Raw genomic sequence first — 20,014 nt, forward strand, 5'->3', positions numbered from 1 at the left:
TTGAAGCTGTTTAAATCTTAAATGTGGCAATGAGAATTGTTGAGCAATAAATTGTTAAAATTTGAAAAAGTCCCATTAAAATAACCAATTAAAGGGAATTGAATAGTTCGTTAAGGGTAATTGTATAATCAACTCCCAAATTCAGCTTGTATGCTCATATATAAAAACAGGAGGTTTTTCACCTGTTGCAGTTATGTAAAGGCATGCTTGAAAGGATGCCCTAGTTATTTTCTAGGCACTGACCAAACGATTGGATTTTACCATATCGGCCAAGCCGTGGGTTTTAAAGTAGTGCTCAAGCCAGCTTTTAATGACTAATGGGTTATTCATTTGTAGGACATTGTCCAGCAGCTGTTTTGCATCTGCCATTGGGACATGGCAAATTGCCTTTCTCACCCGCAGGATGTTGCTTGAACTCATTGAAAGCGTATTAAAGCCCATCGCCATCAATAAAATCGCAGATAAAGGATCACCTGCCATTTCACCGCACACACTGACGGGTTTTTGATGGATGTGGCAGTCTTCAACTAAACGACTTAATGCACGCAAAACTGATGGATGAAAATGCGAATAAACGTTTGCAACATGAGGGTTGTTTCGATCGACTGCAAGTAAGTACTGGGTCAAATCGTTAGAACCGACAGAGAAGAAATCAACTAGCTCGGCAAATTCACTGATTTGAAAGAGGACGCTTGGTACTTCGACCATAATCCCGATTTTTGGTCGAGTGATTTTAACTTGTTCTTCTTCTTGAACCGCAATCCAATCACGTTCCAATAAATAAAGAACTTCCTCAACTTCACTGACACTTGTCACCATTGGCAATAAAATATGTAAGTTATTTAGACCAATACTCGCTTTTAACATAGCGCGAATCTGTGCAGAGAAAATCTCAGGATGGTCTAAGGTAAAACGCAAACCACGCCAACCTAAAGCAGAGTTTTCTTCTTCAATGCTGAAATAAGGCAAGTCTTTATCCGCACCAATATCGAGGGTACGCATAATCACTGGCTTATTTGCAAAGTGGCTTAGCTGTTGACGATAGATAGCACGTTGTTCTTCTTCACCTGGAAAGCGCTCACGAAGCATAAAAGGAATTTCACTACGGTATAGTCCGACACCTTTTGCACCACGTTGCACACCACGGACAACATCAATCATCAAACCTGTGTTGACGAATAGAGGAATTGATACACCATCAGGGGTAATTGCATCCTTGGTTTCATATTGCTTTAAGTCTTTCGCAATTTGTTCTTCTTCTTTTTGGACTTCTTTATATCGTTGGCGCAATCGACGTGGCGGATTAACGAAGACTCGACCTTGATAAGCATCGACGATCATTTCAATGTCATCAAGTGTGGTGATTGGTAATTCAGTGACGCCAACAACTGTTGGAATACCAAGCGCACGAGCCACGATCACCATATGTGAATTGGCAGCACCTTCAGAAGTAACGATTGCCGCAATATTATCAACAGGTAATTCAACCAGAGCAGCCGTACTGATTTCTTCACCAATCAGGATGCTGTCAGGGCTCAGCTCTCGATGACTCGAATCGGCTTCTTGCAAACATGCCAAAATTCGACGACCTAAGTCTTTTAAATCTGAAACACGTTCACGCAGATAGTCATCTTCCATTTGCGCAAACAACGCAATATGTTTATCAATGACTTTACGCACAGCACCTTGTGCCCAACTTCCTGCTCGAATGTGGTCTTTAATTTCACTTGGTAATGCATTTTCATCCAACATTCTCAAGAACACACTAAATAAAGCACGTTCTTCAGACATGAGTGAGTCTTGCATTTTTTCATCTAAGGATTGAATTTCCTTACGTACAGAGGCAATCGCTTGATCAAGAAGTTCAAGCTCCTCACTAATATCTTCTGCTTCTCGATCTGGAATTACCGTAAGATCAGCAGGAGGGTAGAGCACAATTGCACGACCTAGCGCGACACCGCCTGCACCTGAAACACCTTGGAACGTTTTATATGTTGAGCCACTGGTAGGCTTACGGAAAACATCAATATTGCCAACGGCGTGTGCATGTGCAATTACGCCAGAAAGCTGAGCACAAAGCGTCACGAGGAATGATTCAGCTGCTTCACTAAAGTCTTGGGGTTCTTTATTTTGAACAACTAAAACGCCCATAACCTTACGGCGATACATGACTGGTACGCCAAGGAATGAGTTAAATAGCTCTTCACCTGTTTCAGGTAAATAAGCAAATCGGTCATGCTTAGGAGCATTGTCAAGGTTAACGATTTCTTCGCGTTGTCCAACTAAGCCGACTAGACCCTCACCAATATTTAATGAGACATGTCCAACTGCTTCAGGTTTTAGACCTTTTGAAGCCATCAACACATAGCGTTTATTACGTTCATCCAATAGGTAAATTGAGCAAACATCTACATGCATCGCCTCAGCCACATGGTTGACCATAATGTCCAAGGAGTCATGCAAACTGACGGACGCATTGATTTCTTGCACAATGCGTCTAAGCGTGTCGAGTTGCATGTTTGACATGGATGTTTACTCCAATTTATAAATCGTTATGAACCTAGTTATAACAGCTCTCTAGTCAAAAATCATTGCTTAAAGTGATGATTTATTGATGTTTAGCGTTGTGGAAGTTGTAAACACAACTCCATCATGGCTTTACGGTAAACATCACGTTTGAAATTCACCACTTGACCTAATGGATACCAATAACTCACCCATTGCCATTCATCAAATTCGGGTGGGTCGGATAAGTTTAACTGAATATGATGCGGCGATGCCGTTAACTTCAGTAAAAACCACTTTTGTTTTTGTCCAATACATACGGGATCTGAATCTGACCGAATGTACCGATGTGGCAAACGATAACGCAGCCAACCTTTAGTTTGCGCTATAATCTGGACGTGTTCGGGCAATAAGCCGACTTCTTCTCTCAGTTCACGATAAAGTGCCTGTTCAGGGGTTTCTCCAAACTGGATCCCTCCTTGTGGAAATTGCCAAGCATTGTGACCAATGCGTTTTGCCCATAAAACTTGTCCGTCATCGTTTGCCAAAATGATCCCGACGTTGGGTCGGAAACCTTCTGAATCGATCATTTGGCTACCTAAATTTTCTCTATATCGTTGACTTTGATCTCGGGGACAGTCACTCTTCACGTCCAACTCGAAAAAGGTCAAAGTAAAATGTTTAAAATTGCTATGATCTTAACGAATTTTTAGTCACTTACGGAAATAGATTTACGTTTTTTTTCTTTAATTTGCATTTAAATGAGCATTTATATGAAATTGGCTTTGTTTGATTTAGATCACACCCTGTTAAATACCGATTCTGACCACTCATGGGGTGAGTTTTTAGTGAATGAAGGTTTGGTTGATCCAGTTCATCATCGTCAAATGAATGATAAATTCTACGAGGACTATAAGGCAGGACAACTTGATCCGATTGCTTATAACGAATTTGTCTTTGAATTTTTGACCAAGCATGACAATACTTATTTAACTGAACTACACCAGTTGTTTATGCAAAAAGTGATTCGTCCCCAAATGCGTCCGAAAGGTTTTGATGCAATTAAAAAGCATCAAGATTTAGGTCATGCGATTGTTGGGATTACTGCAACCAGTGATTTTATTACGGCTCCGATTTTTCGTGAATTTGGTATTACTGAAATTATTGCCACCAATGCCGAAGTTCTTGATGGGAAGTATACGGGTAAGGTGACAGGTTTACCTTGTTATCAGAAAGGTAAGCTTGCTCGTTTAGATCAATGGTTAGAGGGAAGAGCAGTTGATGAGTCTTGGGCGTATTCAGATTCGATTAATGATCGTTTTTTGCTTGAATATGCAACCCATGCAATTGCAGTGAATCCTGATGATCGTTTAGAAAAATTGGCGCAAGATCAAGATTGGGATATTCAAGACTGGTCGATCGTATCCGTATAATCTTTACTTTGCTCACATAGTACTTATTATGTTAGAAGAATAGGTATTATGTGAATCGGAAATATCGTGAATAATAAGAATTCAGAGCGTAGACGATATCGCCGCTCAGATTGGGGTGAACAGTTCCTTAGCCAAGGTTTTGATGCCTTGATTAGTGAATTGTTATTCTACTTGATTATCCTTTTATTTGGGGGTGCAATAGGCGGCATTATTTTTGCCTGCATAACGTTTGGATTTGGCGCATTATTTTTGGTTTTACCCTTTGTGATGCTGCTTTATTATGTTGTTAGGAAATTTGTGAAAAAATAAAAAATATTTATCTGATCCATTCAATTTATTGTTATAACACTACTGAATTTATGTCGGGGGTGTTATGAAAAAACAACAAATTAAACTGCCAAAACAACTTTGGACAGAAGACTGCATTGATCTTACTCGGCATAGTTATAAAGGTAAGTTACTGACAAAAAAAGAAGGTTTTAAATTAGGAAAAGCGCAACGTCAAAAAGTTTCACGTGAACAGTTGTCACAACTATCGCAACGCCCTAAAGGTCTAACGGCTTTAAATATTTATGATTGGAGCAATCAAGGACGTTTAGAATTGCTTAAACCAATTCGTGCAAAACGTATGAGCGTTTCACCATTTACCTTTTATCGTGGTATGCCTTCCTTGATGCTATTTGATCAAGCTTGGGAGCAGTCGAACTCTGGTCTATTCCAACAGATTTGTGGCGATTGTCATTTGAGTAATTTTGGTGGCTTTGCTAGTCCAGAACGTAACTTATTATTTGGTATTAATGATTTTGATGAGACTTTGGTTGCGCCATTTGAATGGGATTTAAAACGTTTAGCCACTAGCTTTGTGATTGCTGCACGTGATATTGATCTAGCAGATAATGTAGGATTAAAAGCAATTAAAACAATGCTGAACAGCTACCGTCAGCATCTACTGGAAAATACGGAACTTTCACCATTACAAGTGTGGTACGAAAAAGTTGATGCCAGTACCTTGTTAGAAAATACTGAATGTCGAAAGCTAAGAAAGAAGCTTGCGAAGCATCTTGATTCTGCACAAAAAAGAAATGCATATTCTGTTTTGCCTAAGCTCACGCAAAAAGATGAAGATACAGGATTCCGCCATTTCGTGGATGATGCGCCATTATTATGGCATCCAAATTCAGATGAACCATTTAGCAAAGATGTAGATATCTTCTTCAAACAATATCGTGAATCTTTGAAATATGATCGCCAAGTGCTCTTTGATCGTTATCAACGCACTGATGTAGCGTTGAAGGTAGTCGGAGTCGGAAGTGTTGGGACACGATCAGCTATCGCATTATTCCAGGATGCGGATCGTGAACCATTAATTTTACAAATGAAAGAAGCCAATCCTTCTATTCTTAGTCCGTTATTTTTGGACAAAGTGATACATGAGGGTGAGCGTGTAGTGCATGGTCAGCAACTCATGCAAGCCGCTAGTGATATTTTCCTAGGTTTCTCTTCAACACTTGATCAACATTTCCATGTACGCCAATTACGCGATATGAAAATTTCAGTTGATCTGAGTGATATGGATGATGAATATTTTTATGAATATGCTGAAAGTTGTGGTTTGGCTTTAGCTCATGCTCACGCTAAGGCTGGAAATGCTGATGTATTGATGGGATATCTCGGTGAGGGTGGTGCGATCGTAGAGGTATTGCAATCGTATGCAGAAGCTTATGCAGAACGCAATCTAAATGACTATCAGCAATTTATGAATGAAGTTGCTGATGGTAAGATTCAGCTCGCTGGAGATGATGCGCTGTAACAATAAGTATGCTGCTACAGATGATATGAAATAATTCGAAAGGTTAGAGAAAAATGTTTAATAAAATTATGTCTGGTTTGGGTCTTCAAGGCGTGACTGTAGAAACACGTTTACAGAATCCAAACTTGCAAGCAGGTGAGACACTGCATGGGGAAATTAGTTTCAAAGGGGGATCTTCTGATAAAGAAATTAATGGTCTTTATTTACAATTGATGACGATGGCAGAAGTAGAATCTGGTGATCATGAGTTTAATCAACCTTTGGTTTTACAAGAATGGTTAGTGAATTCGAGATTCTTATTACCTGCACATCAGGCTCATTCTTTCCCATTTAGTATCCAATTGCCTTTTGAAACACCAATTACAGAAGTTGCGTGTCGTAGAAATGGTGCGCGAGTTTGGATTCAGACTCATATGGATGTTGATTGGGGCTTAGATGCTACTGATCGTGATTATCTAAAAGTACTGCCAACAGCAGCAATGCAAAGCTTTTTGCAAGCGATGCAACAGTGTGGTTTTGTTTTATCTACAGTTGATGTCGAAAAAGGACAGCTTACAGCTCGAAACTTTAGATCGACAATTGGCTGCTATCAGGAGTTAGAGTTTGTATCCTCACATATGTTTAGTGGCTTTAATGAGGTAGAAGTTTCATTCGTCGCTGAAGCACAGCAAACCCATATCATGTTAGAAATTGATCGTACATTCCGTTCAGATCAATTATTGACGATGATGATTTCAAATCAAAACCTTGATGTGAATCAAATCACACAGCAAATTCGCCGTTTATTACAGATTGCATAATCAAGTTAAAAGCCTCCCATTTGGGAGGTTTTTTTTGTCATATAACTGTCATCTTTTCTTCTTAAGATAAAACTATGAAAATAAAAATAAATCAGGAAGAAAATACTTCCCCTAAGCTTGATGCGTTACTGAAACTAGATCGACAACAACAACACTTAAAAATACGATGGATTATATTGCCCATCTTGATTGTTCTACTAATGTTTAGTTGGCAACAACATCTGTTTACAGCTTGGGTGATTTTGCCGAGTATATGGATGCTGCTGGTCTTTAACCATTTACTGATCATTCGAAGCAGAAGACAAAAACTACAAAAGATTCAAGAGATAAAACTTGACCCTGTTTTTATGCGATCGTTACAACAACGCTATCCGCATATTAGTTTAAATCAACGTCGTCTGATAGAGGTAGGATTTAAAGATTATCTAGCCCTGCACGCAATTCAACAGCAAGCATATGCAATGCCTTCAAACGCAGTCGATGCCTTATGGCATGAGATGTTGGAATATCCTGATCAATACAGAAAATTATGCATTCAGACTATTGGTCGAGAGTTGAATCATCATCCTTATGGTGATGAGACTCAAGCAGAGCAACAAGCGAAGCAATTATTTGAAGCATGGAAATATAGTTGTATGTTGCATGGATATAATCCTAGAAACACGACGCAAATGCCTCGATTATTTGTAATTGACCAAGCTTTGAATTGGGAGCATGGACAACACTTTGATTTGGATAAAATGACTAAAGATTATGCAAAATATTTACAAGAACAGTCGTCCTCATCATCGAGTTGTGGAAGTAGTTGTAGCAGTTGTGGTGGGGATTAAATTTAATCATTTTTCATCAGTTGAATCAGCTCTTCAGCAGCTCTAGATTGAATCCGCGCAGGATGCCAAACCATGCCGAGTTGACGATTCATTTTTAAATTTAAATCGAGTTGTTTTAAATCTTCGTTTAGAAATGTTTTAGGCAAAACCGACCAACCCAAACCTATTGACACAAGCATCCTAATAGATTCTAAAGGATTGTTACTCATGGTTATTTTTGGTTTTAGACCATTCTTTTCAAACTCTGACAACGTAATTTGACTCGTATAAGTTTGTGCAGCAGGCAAAAGACTAGGATAGGCGATCAAATCTTCAAGATTAAGTTGAGTTTGTTTTGCCAAAGGATGAAAAGGTGCGCTCACAAATACTAAGGGGTCATTCCAAATGGTCACGTAGCTGAGTCGATCATCACCTGCTGGCGGTAACGTTAAAAAGGCAAGTTCTAACTCTCCTGCAAGGACTTGTTCATGTGCTTGTTCAGAGTCAACAAAATGCACATCTAAAGTGACTTGAGGAAAAAGTTGAACAAATTTCTTAAGTGGTTCGGCGAGATGATGTAGACCAATATGATGGCTAGTGCCAATTTTAAGGCGACCTTGCACCTGAGTCTGTTCATGGCTAAGTGTGTGGTGAATCTCACCTAATTCATTTAACCATGTCTTTACTTTTGGAAGTAATGAATGTGCAGCATGTGTTGGTTGAATACCACGACCTGCTGACTCAAATAATTTTACGCCAAAATAATCTTCTAAACTATGAATACGTTTAGTGACTGCAGGTTGAGTGATAAATAATAATTCTGCAGCGATTGAAATAGAACCTGTTTCCATCACTTTCACAAATGCTTCAAAAGCAGCAAGATTCATATTGGCTTTCCATAAGGCGTTTAAATTCGTTGTATCTGCAACGGATAGGTTCTAGAAACGACTCCATACTTTTTCATGGAAGAAAAATGCAAAGGCTTGCACTGTTGGCTCAAGCAAACTGAGCGTTGCTGCCATGATCAAATTGCCTGTCACTAGATATGCCACCATCATAGCAACAGTGATGTGCATGATGTAGTAACTCAAGGTTTTTTTTAAAGTTCGTTGGTTATTTATCACGAATTTTTGAATATTTGCCATCTGAGTCACCATTTTAAATCTTAATTATTTAAATAATAATCATTATCATTTGTATTGTAAAAAAGAATTTTTAGCTTGCCGTTATTGGATTTATAAATGAATCAACGATAAGTCTTCATCTGAGTGCTAGTTTCTAGTTTTTTATATAATTCAAGCTTATATATCATTTGAAATCCGGAATCATTTGAAAGAGTTTTTTATTCCTAAAAGTTTGTTAATTTATAAAAATGATAAATTAGATTTATGTGAAACGGTTGTTATAATCAAGCTAAGATTACAAATACCCAGTCTTATGGCAAGCACCACGGAGAGCGAAGACATGGCAGGCAAAACATTATATGACAAATTATGGGATGATCATTTAGTCACTGAGCGTGATGATGGATCGTGTTTAATTTATATTGATCGTCATTTATTACATGAAGTGACTAGTCCACAAGCATTTGAGGGTTTACAGCTTGCAGGACGTCAACCATGGCGTTTAAGTGCCAATGTCGCAACACCTGACCACAATGTACCGACCTCTAAAAAAGAGCGTGAACAAGGCATTGCAGGGATTGAAGATGATACTTCTCGTATCCAAGTTCAAACCTTAGATGATAACTGTAAGACCTTTAATATCGTTGAATTTGGTATTAATGATATCCGTCAAGGTATCGCACATGTTGTTGGTCCAGAACAAGGTTTAACATTACCTGGTATGACTGTTGTGTGTGGTGATTCTCACACGGCTACGCATGGTGCATTTGGTTGTTTAGCACATGGTATCGGGACATCTGAAGTTGAACATGTTTTAGCGACTCAATGCTTGGTACAGAAAAAATCGAAGAATATGCTTGTTCGTGTTGACGGTGTATTAGGTAAAGGAGTCACTCCCAAAGACGTGGTTTTAGCGATTATTGGTAAAATCGGTACAGCAGGTGGCACAGGTTACGCAATCGAATTTGGCGGTCAAGTATTCCGTGATATGTCGATTGAAGGTCGTATGACTGTTTGTAATATGGCGATTGAGGCTGGTGCACGCGTTGGTATGGTTGCTGTAGATGATAAAACCATTGAATATGTAAAAGGTCGTAACTACGCACCTCAAGCAGAGCAATGGGATCAAGCAGTTGCATACTGGAATACTTTACATTCTGATGCAGATGCTGTGTTTGATGCTGTTGTTGAGTTAAACGGTGCAGAAATTGAACCGCAAGTGTCTTGGGGAACTTCACCAGAAATGGTGATTCCTGTATCACAAGCAGTACCGACTTTAGAGCAAGCTAAAGATGACGTGCAACGTAATGATTGGACACGTGCATATCAATATATGGGCTTAAATGCAGGTCAAGCATTGGCAGATATCCAATTAGATCGAGTGTTTATTGGTTCTTGTACAAACTCACGTATCGAAGATATTCGTGCGGCTGCTGAAGTTGTCAAAGGTCGTAAAGTTGCTGCTAGCATTAAACAGGCGATGATTGTTCCTGGATCTGGCTTAGTCAAACAACAAGCAGAACAAGAAGGTTTAGATCAGATTTTCTTGGAAGCAGGTTTTGAATGGCGTGAACCAGGTTGCTCAATGTGTTTAGCGATGAATGCTGATAAATTGCAACCAGGTGAGCATTGTGCATCGACTTCAAATCGTAATTTTGAAGGTCGTCAAGGTAATGGTGGGCGTACTCATTTGGTTAGTCCAGCAATGGCAGCAGCGGCAGCAATTGCAGGTCATTTTGTTGATGTTCGTTCATTCTAAAGGAGCTAAATCATGGAAAAATACACTGTAGAACAAGGTATTGTTGCACCTTTAGATCGTGCCAATGTCGATACGGATTTGATTATTCCAAAACAGTTTTTGAAGTCAATTAAGCGCACAGGTTTTGGCGATAACTTATTTGATGAGTTGCGTTATTTGGACGAAGGTTATTTGGGGCAGGACATTAGTAAACGTCCAAAGAATCCAGATTTTGTTTTAAATAAACCGCGCTATCAAGGTTCAACAATTCTATTGGCTCGTACTAATTTCGGTTGTGGTTCTAGCCGTGAACACGCGCCTTGGGCATTAAATGAATATGGTTTCCGTACTGTAATTGCGCCAAGTTTTGCAGATATTTTCTTCAATAATTGTTTCAAAAATGGCATGTTGCCGGTGATCTTGTCTGAAGAGATTGTTGATCAGTTATTTAAAGAGTGCGCTGAAACAGAAGCTTATCAACTTACAATTGATTTAGCTGCACAAGAAGTACGTACTCCGAATGGAGAGGCGTTTAAGTTTGAAATTGATCCATTCCGTAAGCACTGCTTATTAAATGGTTTGGATGATATTGGCTTAACATTACAAGCTGCCGATGATATTCGTCGTTACGAAGAAAAGGCAAAACAACAACGCCCATGGGTGTTTCAAGAGATCCAAGCTTAGCTATTTATATTATTTAAATGTAAATATGAAGCGATGTCTTGGAGACATTTTGAACATAACCATAGCGCGGTGATTGAACTCTTGTTAACATGCAAGCGAATACAATTTGCTTGCATGTTTGCATGAAATGAGGACTGGGCTTGAATAATGAAAAGAAAATTCGCTCGCAGTAGTTTGCTGTGTTTATTTGTCGGTACGACTTTAACTGCGTGTCAGAATGCACCAAATGTAGTTGATCAAGTTCGTATTGCGCAAAATGCACTAGAAGACAAAGCGGAAAATGCAACTTTATATTGTTCAGGTGTTGATAACTGTGAGTTTGAACGACTAGGTGATACTGTCGTGATGGATCCCAAATCACGTCGTATTAGCTCACAAGCAATGGAAAAAGGAATTGTTCGGTTACATGGTCCAGTGTTTAGTCGGAAGCAACAAGTTTATCTCAGCGTGCCTGCTAAACAATATGAAGTAGTGATTCGTTATTATCCTATTTCACCAGACCGTGCTGAAACTTTTCATGTGATTCATGCGTTTAAGTCTAACCAGCGTTATACCTTCAAAATGTACCGAGATAGAGCACATCAGTCAGGTAGCTTGTTAAAAGTCTCTGTGCCTGAACCTTTATGTGTGGATTTACTACAAGAGCAACGAACAATCCGCCGTTTCTGTCGTCCATTTGATGTCAGTACGGGATTGGGTGAGTTTGTAGAAAAGAAAATTTAATCGACGTGCAGTGTCGTAACTGCTTACATGAAACTGGAAAAATAGATGTCTAAGCATATTTTAATTCTAGCGGGGGATGGAATTGGTCCTGAAATCGTTGGTGCAGCTGAAAAAGTATTAACTAAGGTCAATGATAAATTTAACTTAGGTTTAACATGGGAACATGGATTGCTCGGTGGTTCTGCAATTGATGCACATGGTGAACCATATCCAGCTGTAACAAGTGAACAGGCTAAAAAAGCAGATGCTATTTTGTTAGGTGCTGTAGGCGGTCCTAAGTGGGATAGCATTGAGCGTTCGATTCGTCCTGAACGTGGTTTGTTAAAAATCCGTAGTGAACTCAATTTATTTGCTAACTTGCGTCCAGCGATTTTGTATCCACAATTGGCAGATGCATCTAGCTTGAAACCAGAAATCGTTGCAGGTTTAGATATTCTGATTGTACGTGAATTAACGGGTGGTATTTATTTTGGTCAGCCTCGTGGTATCCGTGAATTAGAAAACGGTGAGAAACAAGGTTATAACACCGATGTTTATTCAGAAAGCGAAATTAAGCGTATTGCTAAAGTTGCATTCGAATTAGCTGGATTACGTGGTGGTAAAGTTTGTTCAGTGGATAAAGCTAATGTGCTTGAAGTCACTGAATTGTGGAAGCAAACCGTCACTGATTTACAGCAAGCGCAGTATTCAAATATTCAACTGTCTCATATGTATGTTGATAATGCTGCAATGCAATTGGTACGTGCTCCTAAACAGTTTGATGTTATTGTGACTGGTAATTTATTCGGTGATATCTTGTCTGACGAAGCCGCTATGCTTACTGGTTCGATCGGGATGTTGCCATCAGCATCTTTAGATGAAAATGGTAAAGGGATGTACGAACCATGTCATGGTTCAGCACCTGATATCGCAGGTCAAAATGTTGCGAATCCACTTGCAACAGTGCTCTCAGTTGCCATGATGTTGCGTTATACATTCCGTGAAGAAGCTGCTGCGAAAGCAATTGAAGATGCTGTAGGTCAAGTTCTAGATCAAGGTCTGCGTACAGCAGATATTATGTCTGAAGGGATGACAAAAGTTGGAACAGATGCGATGGGTGAGGCTGTAGTTTCGGCGCTCAACTAATTTGGTATCGAACTAAATAAAAAAACGTAGCTTGGGCTACGTTTTTTTATTGCAAATTTTTGCTAGCACGCTTTACCTTCATAACGTATTGAACGAGAAATTTGTTGTTGATCTAATTCAAAAATAATATGACAGTAAAAATTAACATCATAAGATTGCTGACTTGTTGTTATTGATCCTAATCGAGTACCAGTCATAGTTGGTCCTATTCCACCTATGCTTTGTGTTATAGGTACAGGAATGTTGATTGGACGTAGCACCGTAAATATTAAATATTCATCGGTTTTTTTAGGTGCTTTCAATGTTTGAAAACCTAACTCTCTAAGATTCAAGTTTTGTTGAATGTTGCTTGCTGGTTGACCGATATAGGGTTGTAAATAATCTTGAAGCTGTACCGATCTCCAATTTGGTGTGGTACATGCTTGTAATAAAATAAATACTGCTAATATCCATAGCTTGTAATACTGCATAAGTCATCCTTTATTGAGCAAGTATTTAAATGAATGATCATCTATCTATTTAAAACCATTAAACAAAAATATACAAACTCGTCTATCGATCGGCAATGTTCAATTCTTGCGAAATATGCTTAGATATTTGGATAATAAATTGTTTGGAAAGAATTCATGTATAAGATCATCTTAGGTTTAATTTTGGGGGTGGCATCAACATTCGCGATGGCAAATAATTGTGATAAAGCTCGGAATACCTATGATGATATTTATTGTACCAATAAGATTTATGCGAGTGCTGATGCAGATTTGAATAAGAACTACCAGCAATTACGTCAGAAATTAGATGAAACACAACAAAAAATTTTGAAAAAGTCACAACTTGCTTGGATTCGCTATAGAGATGCTGAATGTACTGATGATCAGCAAGTTTCTGTAGATGTACAATGTCGCTTATCAACGACACAAGAGCGCAATCATTGGCTATTAGAGCGTTTACGTGAATGTCAGACAGTAGGCTGTAAAACTACACGTTTGAGTGAATAGCGCAATTTATAGATATAAAAAAAAGCCACAAATCATGTGGCTTTTTTGCATTCACTAATCTTAGCGTGCACGGTACGTGATACGACCCTTAGTTAAGTCATAAGGTGTCATTTCAACTTTAACACTGTCACCTGTTAAAATACGGATATAGTGTTTACGCATTTTACCAGAAATGTGAGCAATAACTTCGTGACCGTTTTCTAAACGTACACGGAACATCGTATTAGGAAGCGTTTCGGTGACAACGCCTTCGAACTCAATGAGTTCCTCTTTATTGGCCATGGCCTACCTGATGATCAAATTGGAAAGGCGCAAATTATAGTCAATTTATTTAAAATTTACAAGACGCTGGCTTAGCAAAGGCTGCAACGTTTATTTTGAGAAAACTGTCTAACAATCTGTATTTTTTTTTAACAAAAGAAGCATAATAGTGTTGTCAGTTTGGTCAATCAACGTTAATCTAAAATCATCGCTTATTGTCATAATAAAGTATCTACAGGGAAGGGCACTGCGTGGGTCAGTTAACAGATGCATCGGTTGTATTGCGCTTTGGTTATCAGGCAATTCGTAAAGCAGGATTACCTACTGAAGAGATTTTAACAAAAGCAGGTGTTGCTCTAAATCAAGTTGATACCAATGCCAGAACCCCTTTAAGTGCTCAAAATGCATTTTGGATCGCAGCACAGGAAGTGAGTAATGATCCAGATATTGGTCTGCATTTAGGTGAGCATCTTCCATTATATCGTGGTCAAGTCATTGAACACTTATTTATAAGTAGTGAAACGTTTGGTGAGGGGCTTAAACGTGCCTTAGCCTATCAACGTCTGATAAGTGATGCGTTTGATGCGAAGTTAGTCATAGAAGATGGTCGTTGCTATTTAAGCAATGGTGAACAATATTGGCCTGATAATTTAGTCAATCGTCATTTTTCTGAATGTGCGATGTCAGGTATTTTGCGCTTCTTCAAGTTCATTACCGAAGGACAATTTCAGCCGATCTTCATTGATTTCAATTTCAATGAAGGCGCTGATGATGATGAGTATTTCAGAGTGTATGGCTGCCCTGTCAGTTTAGGTCAGAAAGAAACACGTCTTTATTTTGATATGGCTGTGCTTGATTATCCACTATGGCAAGCTGAACCAGAATTATTACAACTACATGAGCAACTTGCGATTGAGAAGTTGCAAGAATTAGCTCGCTACGATCTGGTGGGTGAAGTACGTCGTGCAATTGGCTCAACATTGGAAAGTGGTGAGACAACTTTAGAAACCGTTGCAGCCCAGCTCAACATTACACCGCGTCGTTTAAGAACTCAGCTTAGCGAGGCGAATACCAGTTTTCAGCAAATCCTCTCAGATTATCGTTGTCGTTTGGCGAAAAAACTTTTGGCAAATACCAATGAAAGTGTTGAAAGGATTGTTTATTTAACAGGCTTTTCAGAACCAAGTACATTCTATCGTGCATTCAAACGCTGGACGAATGAAACCCCTGTTGAGTATCGTAAAAGAAAACAGCGTTAATCTTTTGAATCAGAAAAAGCCCTCAAGAAGAGGGCTTTTTTTATTCGGGTAGATTTAACCAGTGAGGTCCGAGTGGCAGCTGAGGTAAATCAAACTGATCTGGGTAATAAGATTGGATAAAATAAAGACCATCTGCGGGAGCGGTAATCCCTGCTGCGCGACGATCTTCGGCAGCAAACATCGTGTCTATATGGTCAATCTCATACATTCCTTGCCCGATCTCAAGTAAGCACCCCATGATATTTCGAACCATGTGGTGTAAGAAACCATCGGCTTGAATATCTAAAACTAAATAGCGACCATGTTCAAATAAACGACAATGCTTTACATGTCGTACAGGTTGATTGGATTGGCATGCGGCAGCTCTGAATGACTCAAAATTGTGAGTGCCTTCAAATTTCGCAGCAGCTTTAATCATTTTTTGCACATCTAATTCTTGGTATAGATGCGTGACTTGCTTGTGGAGTAAAGCAGGACGAGTGGGGGCGTTATATACTACATAACGATAACGACGAGCCATTGCTTTAAAACGTGCATGAAAATTTTCATCCATGCATTTGATCCACTGAATAGAAATGTCTTTTGGGAGTTGGCTATTTGCTCCCATAAGCCATCCACGTTCGGGACGAATGGCCGTGGTATCGAAATGTGCGACCATATTGGTTGCATGAACGCCAGCATCAGTCCGCCCAGCAGCATGAAGAGTGACAGGGTGGTCGGCGATTTTACTGAGTACCTTTTCGATGGTTTCTTGCACACTTACAACGCCTGCTTGTTGAGTTTGCCAACCACGGTATTGAGTACCACAAAATTCAATACCGATCGCGTAACGTTGCATGCTTAAACCTCAATCTTAGTTTGTATTCCAATGTTCAAACCATTGAACATGAGTCGGGTATTTTAAATACATTTGCAATGCTTTTGCATATAAATCCGCATGACTATGACAATCATTGATTAATACTTTGGCATTTTCTATCCAAGAACTCACAGCGTATCGTTGATCAAGTTTACCAAATACGACTTGTGAACTAATAATGACGACACAACCTCGTTCATATAATGCTTCGAATAAATTCAATAATTCGGAATTGGTTGCAATATTTCCTGTTCCAAACCCTTGTAATATCAAGAAGTGTGGTGGGTTTTTAATTAAATTTTCGAGTTGAGCTGCAAGTTGTTCTTTCGCGATTGGCTGCAACATTAAATTCAGTACGGTTAATGATGAGGCACGTTCTATATGTTCAGCTTGAACAATAAAATTTTCGATAGAAGTTTGGCATGATTGATGTGCATCAACGCCTGCAAAAGCATCTAATTCAGTCGTATGTACTTTGAGAACAGTTTGCGCATGGAAAATATGTTGATGAAATGCTAAATATGTACCGACAGGAAGGCTGAGTACCTGCTCAAGTGCTAAATTTAGATTCCCGAGAGCATCAGTAAATTCTCGAGTGTCATTCCCTTCAATATTAAGTAAAGGATATTGACTACCCGTAATCATAATATGAGATGACTGTCCCAAGAAACGTGCAAGTGTCGCTGCCGCATAACTGAGCGTGTCAGTGCCATGAATGATGACAAAATGTTGATAGTTTTTGAGTTGAAGGTCTTGAATTTGCTGAATAAGCTTCAGCCAATCTACAGCCGTACAAGCACTACTGTCTTTTATACTAGGTGCTGCAAAACAATCAACGTCAAGATGGGGTGGAATGACTTTTTCAAGTAAGGGAATAAACTCATTTTCAGGCATTGGCATTAACGGATTACCGACACAGCCAAACGTACCACCCATGTAGATCAAAGCAATTTTTTTCATCATAAAAAAAGCAGTCTGAGAGACTGCTTATATTAGACTGATCAAATTTAGGAAGCTATTTTATTCAGTAACTTTTCTACGTATTGTTGTTGATCTTGATTAAAAAGTGATTGATTGGTCTGCAATATAACTCGCGCAGATTCATAAGCACCTAATTCAATATATTGTTCTGCTAGATCAAGATTAAGTTGAGCTTCGTCCATAGTTTGCAAATCTGGAAAAGATTGCATTAAAGGATCGTTAGTTGAAAGAGCAGGTGCTGTTTGAGAGACTGGTGTGATGAGTTCAGGTTGAGTTTCTTCAGCCGTTGTCGGTTCGTTAATCTCAAATGTAAATGCCGTTTTGTCAAAGACTGGCTGTTCTTCAAGCTTAACTTCAGGTTGATTGAAGTCTAAATCTAAATGAATTGGTGCTTCAGTTTTTGTTTCAGGTTCAGGTGTTTTTAGTTCAAGATCAGCAAAACTAAAATCTAGACCAGATTTGGTTTCTTCAACTTTGACTTCCTGTTCAGTGACAGTAGGTGAGGTTGTAGGTTCGAGGTTGAAAGAAAATTCTAGAGGGGCTTGATCTTTCGATTCTGTTAATTCAGGTTCAGGCGAGGATTTGGTTTCAATCTCTATAGCAGGTTCAGCAGTTTCTTTTTGTTCAAAAGAAAAACTAAAATCTAAAGGTTTAACTTCAGGAGTAGGTACAGCTTCTATTTTTGGCTCTTCAACTGGAGGCGGTGTAACTTCCGTTTGAAGTTGATCAAATGATTCAGCTGGGCTAGGTGAAGCAACCAATGCATCAAAATCTGCTGAATTATCTTGTACAGGAGTTTCAATAATAGTTGATGTTTGACCAAAATGGCCTTTGCTAGAATGAAATTCTAAAGCATCTGAAGGTTTATTGCTTTCGTATTCTTTTTTCTTGTCCAGTGCAGTTTGGATCAGTGAATTTAGTTCTAAATCTTGTAAATGTTTAATCAACTGATTAATTGCAAAATCATCTTTTTGAGCGATGTGAAGATCTAACAATAAGATATATAAGTCATGCTGAGAATCATCTGTTTTAAGTGCCTGATTGATTTGAGCTTCAGCAGCTTGGAAGTTATTAGCAAGAATAAGTTGCTCAATCTTTTCTTTCAGTTGTGTTGGTACAGGTGTACTGGCTTGAACTTTATTTGTCTGTTGTTGTGTTTCGACTTCAGCAATAGGTGTTGATTTGGTCGCAACTTTTTTTGATGCTGCTTTCTTTTGAGGTTTGGCTGCACCTCCTTTTTTAGGAGTTGCTGTATTTTCATTGTCAGCACGTTTTTTTAAAACGATCGCAACGACTAATACAATAACTAACAATACAATGATGATAGTTGACATGATCTTCACCCCTTAAAGATTAGAGCAGCTTTTAGTGTAAATTTATGAGAATCTTCTCGTAACCTAGCGTGTTGGCTTTTTAGTTTCCTGTTGAGCTTTTAGTTGCTCTTGTAATTCAGCCAGTCGAGCATTTAATAGCTGGATACGCTGTTCCTTTTGACGCAATGCCAACTCTAACTGAGTCACGTTTCGTTGTAATGTAACGGTTTTTTCCCTTGCTGTCATAACTTTTAATGATAAATCAGCACTGGTTTTTTGTTGTAATGTGTCCTTCTTCGCACTTCCTGTGCTGGAATCTTGATTACTCTCGGCAACTAGAGACATTTCAGCTTGTTGTAAACGGTATTTGGTACGTCCATTAGGTACAGTTGTGGTTTGTGCTGCAAGCTGATTAGCATTTTGTGCTGGACGACTTGGAATATTGCTTAGATTAAAGTTTAAACGTGAACCTTGGCGTATTCTATTTTGATTACCCCCAATAAATGCATGTTCGTTTTGTTTTTTAATTTGAGACATGACTTGTGTTACTGGCTGTTGAGTCTGACTTGCGATTTGCTGTGCAATACTCCACAGAGACTCATTGCGTTGAACTACGTGTTGTTGGTTTTTTTCAGAATTTAGTTTTTTCTGCTCAGGTGCTTTGACTTTTGCCTGCTGAGTTTTGTTAGGTTGTTGAGTTGGTGTTGTTTCCACCTTTTTCATGTACTGACGAGCAATCGTTTTTTCACTATTGAGATCCGTCTGTGGTGTTTGCGAAGACTCAACGACTTTCGAAGGTGCAGGAGTTTGAGCAACTTGTTCAGCATTGACGTTATTATTTGCTGAGGCTGTTTGTTGTAACGTATTTGGCTGCGCACTTGGTTGTGGTGCAATTGAAATAGCTTCAGCATTTACTGAAGAATCATCATTATTTAAAACAGGAGGAAGTTTATATGGTGCATTCAGCAAAGTTTCTTGTTTTAAACTTTGCTCTTTTGACTCAGATGTATTGGCATTAAATCGAGTACTCACTGGTAAGTTTAATGCGATATCTTTTTCACTCACAATAAACTTAGGTGTAAGCGGTTTTTCGGCAATTGATTTAGCTAAAACAGGATCAACAGATCTACGAATAGGCTGTCGGATATGTTTTAAATGTGATGCGCTACCTTCCTGAATTTTTAAAATAATATTTAATTCAGCTTCAGTCATTGGGCGTGTGGAAGTAATAACAATCGTTCCTTCGCCTTGGCTATTGCGTCTTGTAAAAAAATTTAAACCAGATGGTGGTTGGTGTGCTGCGCCAATCATCATTAAATCTTCAGGCGTAGCTAAACTCACTTCTAGTTTTGAGTTCGTGTCTGCTTGATGAAAACTCATCTCAGCGTAAAGTAATTCCCCAGGCGCAGATTGAACTTGCAACGGATCGAGTGTAATTGCGTAAAGATGTTGCGAAGAAAATATGGCTAAAATGGCAATTTTTAATTTGTTATAAACAGTCATCTCGATCCATGAAAAAGTGATGTTATAGTCGTGTAAAAGTATACATTAACGTGATGTAAATGAATTGTAAATTCTTCAAAAGTGAAAAC

At 38.8% G+C, this 20,014-nt stretch carries 21 protein-coding genes; 11 read left to right on the forward strand and 10 right to left on the reverse strand.

The genetic code is table 11. From position 1 onward, the window contains the following. Nucleotides 1-231 precede the first annotated feature (231 nt). Complete coding sequence (gene ptsP / locus F948_RS01190) at nucleotides 232-2,526, reverse strand: phosphoenolpyruvate--protein phosphotransferase (RefSeq protein WP_004916638.1); 2,295 nt, start codon at nucleotides 2,524-2,526, stop codon at nucleotides 232-234. Nucleotides 2,527-2,618: 92 nt separating this feature from the next. After that, nucleotides 2,619-3,095 (reverse strand): RNA pyrophosphohydrolase, encoded by a 477-nt coding sequence (locus F948_RS01195; RefSeq protein WP_004876647.1) that lies wholly within the window; start codon nucleotides 3,093-3,095, stop codon nucleotides 2,619-2,621. Between the two features lie 183 nt (nucleotides 3,096-3,278). Between F948_RS01195 and F948_RS01200 the strand changes: the two genes are divergently transcribed. From F948_RS01200 to F948_RS01220, 5 genes are all read left to right on the forward strand, one after another. Beyond that, nucleotides 3,279-3,938, forward strand: a complete 660-nt coding sequence (locus F948_RS01200) for an HAD family hydrolase (protein ID WP_004958778.1) — start codon at nucleotides 3,279-3,281, stop codon at nucleotides 3,936-3,938. Between the two features lie 66 nt (nucleotides 3,939-4,004). Then, complete coding sequence (locus F948_RS01205; RefSeq protein ID WP_004916632.1) at nucleotides 4,005-4,247, forward strand: hypothetical protein; 243 nt, start codon at nucleotides 4,005-4,007, stop codon at nucleotides 4,245-4,247. A gap of 64 nt (nucleotides 4,248-4,311) precedes the next feature. Next, nucleotides 4,312-5,748: a DUF2252 domain-containing protein gene (locus F948_RS01210; protein WP_004958782.1), complete on the forward strand. Its 1,437-nt coding sequence runs from the start codon at nucleotides 4,312-4,314 to the stop codon at nucleotides 5,746-5,748. Between the two features lie 53 nt (nucleotides 5,749-5,801). Then, a complete protein-coding gene (locus tag F948_RS01215; protein ID WP_004958784.1) occupies nucleotides 5,802-6,548 on the forward strand; it encodes a sporulation protein in 747 nt (248 codons plus the stop codon). 74 nt (nucleotides 6,549-6,622) lie between these two features. After that, nucleotides 6,623-7,378 (forward strand): glycine-rich domain-containing protein, encoded by a 756-nt coding sequence (locus tag F948_RS01220; RefSeq protein WP_004958788.1) that lies wholly within the window; start codon nucleotides 6,623-6,625, stop codon nucleotides 7,376-7,378. Nucleotides 7,379-7,380: 2 nt separating this feature from the next. Here the strand turns inward: F948_RS01220 and F948_RS01225 are convergent, their stop codons facing one another. Then, nucleotides 7,381-8,244, reverse strand: coding sequence for a LysR family transcriptional regulator (locus tag F948_RS01225; RefSeq protein WP_004916621.1), 864 nt, complete (start codon nucleotides 8,242-8,244; stop codon nucleotides 7,381-7,383). A 51-nt stretch (nucleotides 8,245-8,295) separates the two neighbouring features. Then, nucleotides 8,296-8,502 carry a DUF2061 domain-containing protein gene (locus tag F948_RS01230; RefSeq protein WP_017397277.1) on the reverse strand — a complete coding sequence of 69 codons (207 nt, stop codon included), beginning with the start codon at nucleotides 8,500-8,502 and terminating at the stop codon, nucleotides 8,296-8,298. A 319-nt stretch (nucleotides 8,503-8,821) separates the two neighbouring features. Between F948_RS01230 and leuC the strand changes: the two genes are divergently transcribed. From leuC to leuB, 4 genes are all read left to right on the forward strand, one after another. Further along, complete coding sequence (gene leuC, locus F948_RS01235; protein ID WP_004957685.1) at nucleotides 8,822-10,240, forward strand: 3-isopropylmalate dehydratase large subunit; 1,419 nt, start codon at nucleotides 8,822-8,824, stop codon at nucleotides 10,238-10,240. 12 nt (nucleotides 10,241-10,252) lie between these two features. Then, a complete protein-coding gene (gene leuD / locus F948_RS01240; protein WP_004958794.1) occupies nucleotides 10,253-10,903 on the forward strand; it encodes a 3-isopropylmalate dehydratase small subunit in 651 nt (216 codons plus the stop codon). 147 nt (nucleotides 10,904-11,050) lie between these two features. Continuing rightward, a complete protein-coding gene (locus F948_RS01245; protein WP_004958798.1) occupies nucleotides 11,051-11,626 on the forward strand; it encodes a hypothetical protein in 576 nt (191 codons plus the stop codon). A gap of 45 nt (nucleotides 11,627-11,671) precedes the next feature. Next, nucleotides 11,672-12,751: a 3-isopropylmalate dehydrogenase gene (gene leuB, locus F948_RS01250; RefSeq protein ID WP_004916609.1), complete on the forward strand. Its 1,080-nt coding sequence runs from the start codon at nucleotides 11,672-11,674 to the stop codon at nucleotides 12,749-12,751. A gap of 62 nt (nucleotides 12,752-12,813) precedes the next feature. On the opposite strand, the gene F948_RS01255 is transcribed toward leuB, so the two are convergent. Further along, complete coding sequence (locus F948_RS01255) at nucleotides 12,814-13,221, reverse strand: hypothetical protein (protein ID WP_004958802.1); 408 nt, start codon at nucleotides 13,219-13,221, stop codon at nucleotides 12,814-12,816. Between the two features lie 156 nt (nucleotides 13,222-13,377). Between F948_RS01255 and F948_RS01260 the strand changes: the two genes are divergently transcribed. Beyond that, nucleotides 13,378-13,749: a lysozyme inhibitor LprI family protein gene (locus tag F948_RS01260; RefSeq protein WP_004958805.1), complete on the forward strand. Its 372-nt coding sequence runs from the start codon at nucleotides 13,378-13,380 to the stop codon at nucleotides 13,747-13,749. A 60-nt stretch (nucleotides 13,750-13,809) separates the two neighbouring features. On the opposite strand, the gene infA is transcribed toward F948_RS01260, so the two are convergent. Beyond that, a complete protein-coding gene (infA, locus tag F948_RS01265; protein ID WP_001284370.1) occupies nucleotides 13,810-14,031 on the reverse strand; it encodes a translation initiation factor IF-1 in 222 nt (73 codons plus the stop codon). 230 nt (nucleotides 14,032-14,261) lie between these two features. Here infA and F948_RS01270 point away from each other — a divergent pair, with 230 nt between their 5' ends. Further along, nucleotides 14,262-15,269, forward strand: a complete 1,008-nt coding sequence (locus F948_RS01270) for an AraC family transcriptional regulator (protein ID WP_004916600.1) — start codon at nucleotides 14,262-14,264, stop codon at nucleotides 15,267-15,269. Nucleotides 15,270-15,309: 40 nt separating this feature from the next. Here F948_RS01270 and truA read toward each other — a convergent pair whose 3' ends face one another. From truA to F948_RS01290, 4 genes are all read right to left on the reverse strand, one after another. Continuing rightward, nucleotides 15,310-16,107: a tRNA pseudouridine(38-40) synthase TruA gene (gene truA / locus F948_RS01275; protein ID WP_004958810.1), complete on the reverse strand. Its 798-nt coding sequence runs from the start codon at nucleotides 16,105-16,107 to the stop codon at nucleotides 15,310-15,312. A 15-nt stretch (nucleotides 16,108-16,122) separates the two neighbouring features. Beyond that, nucleotides 16,123-17,091: an asparaginase gene (locus F948_RS01280; RefSeq protein WP_004958814.1), complete on the reverse strand. Its 969-nt coding sequence runs from the start codon at nucleotides 17,089-17,091 to the stop codon at nucleotides 16,123-16,125. A gap of 44 nt (nucleotides 17,092-17,135) precedes the next feature. Then, complete coding sequence (locus F948_RS01285) at nucleotides 17,136-18,443, reverse strand: hypothetical protein (protein WP_004958817.1); 1,308 nt, start codon at nucleotides 18,441-18,443, stop codon at nucleotides 17,136-17,138. A 63-nt stretch (nucleotides 18,444-18,506) separates the two neighbouring features. Continuing rightward, on the reverse strand, nucleotides 18,507-19,925 hold the full coding sequence (locus F948_RS01290; RefSeq protein ID WP_004958821.1) for a FimV/HubP-related protein: 1,419 nt from the start codon (nucleotides 19,923-19,925) through the stop codon (nucleotides 18,507-18,509). Between the last annotated feature and the right edge of the window lie 89 nt (nucleotides 19,926-20,014).

It is taken from the genome of Acinetobacter junii CIP 64.5 (assembly GCF_000368765.1).
Classification (GTDB): Bacteria; Pseudomonadota; Gammaproteobacteria; order Pseudomonadales; family Moraxellaceae; genus Acinetobacter; species Acinetobacter junii.

Coding starts and splice junctions, on each gene's coding strand:
- ptsP (WP_004916638.1), bottom strand. CDS start 2,526: ATGTCAAACATGCAACTCGACACGCTTAGACGCATTGTGCAAGAAATC.
- F948_RS01210 (WP_004958782.1), top strand. CDS start 4,312: ATGAAAAAACAACAAATTAAACTGCCAAAACAACTTTGGACAGAAGAC.
- F948_RS01280 (WP_004958814.1), bottom strand. CDS start 17,091: ATGATGAAAAAAATTGCTTTGATCTACATGGGTGGTACGTTTGGCTGT.
- F948_RS01220 (WP_004958788.1), top strand. CDS start 6,623: ATGAAAATAAAAATAAATCAGGAAGAAAATACTTCCCCTAAGCTTGAT.
- F948_RS01285 (WP_004958817.1), bottom strand. CDS start 18,443: ATGTCAACTATCATCATTGTATTGTTAGTTATTGTATTAGTCGTTGCG.
- F948_RS01255 (WP_004958802.1), bottom strand. CDS start 13,221: ATGCAGTATTACAAGCTATGGATATTAGCAGTATTTATTTTATTACAA.
- F948_RS01245 (WP_004958798.1), top strand. CDS start 11,051: ATGAAAAGAAAATTCGCTCGCAGTAGTTTGCTGTGTTTATTTGTCGGT.
- leuC (WP_004957685.1), top strand. CDS start 8,822: ATGGCAGGCAAAACATTATATGACAAATTATGGGATGATCATTTAGTC.
- leuD (WP_004958794.1), top strand. CDS start 10,253: ATGGAAAAATACACTGTAGAACAAGGTATTGTTGCACCTTTAGATCGT.
- infA (WP_001284370.1), bottom strand. CDS start 14,031: ATGGCCAATAAAGAGGAACTCATTGAGTTCGAAGGCGTTGTCACCGAA.
- leuB (WP_004916609.1), top strand. CDS start 11,672: ATGTCTAAGCATATTTTAATTCTAGCGGGGGATGGAATTGGTCCTGAA.
- F948_RS01260 (WP_004958805.1), top strand. CDS start 13,378: ATGTATAAGATCATCTTAGGTTTAATTTTGGGGGTGGCATCAACATTC.
- F948_RS01225 (WP_004916621.1), bottom strand. CDS start 8,244: ATGAATCTTGCTGCTTTTGAAGCATTTGTGAAAGTGATGGAAACAGGT.
- F948_RS01200 (WP_004958778.1), top strand. CDS start 3,279: ATGAAATTGGCTTTGTTTGATTTAGATCACACCCTGTTAAATACCGAT.
- F948_RS01230 (WP_017397277.1), bottom strand. CDS start 8,502: ATGGCAAATATTCAAAAATTCGTGATAAATAACCAACGAACTTTAAAA.
- F948_RS01290 (WP_004958821.1), bottom strand. CDS start 19,925: ATGACTGTTTATAACAAATTAAAAATTGCCATTTTAGCCATATTTTCT.
- F948_RS01215 (WP_004958784.1), top strand. CDS start 5,802: ATGTTTAATAAAATTATGTCTGGTTTGGGTCTTCAAGGCGTGACTGTA.
- truA (WP_004958810.1), bottom strand. CDS start 16,107: ATGCAACGTTACGCGATCGGTATTGAATTTTGTGGTACTCAATACCGT.
- F948_RS01195 (WP_004876647.1), bottom strand. CDS start 3,095: ATGATCGATTCAGAAGGTTTCCGACCCAACGTCGGGATCATTTTGGCA.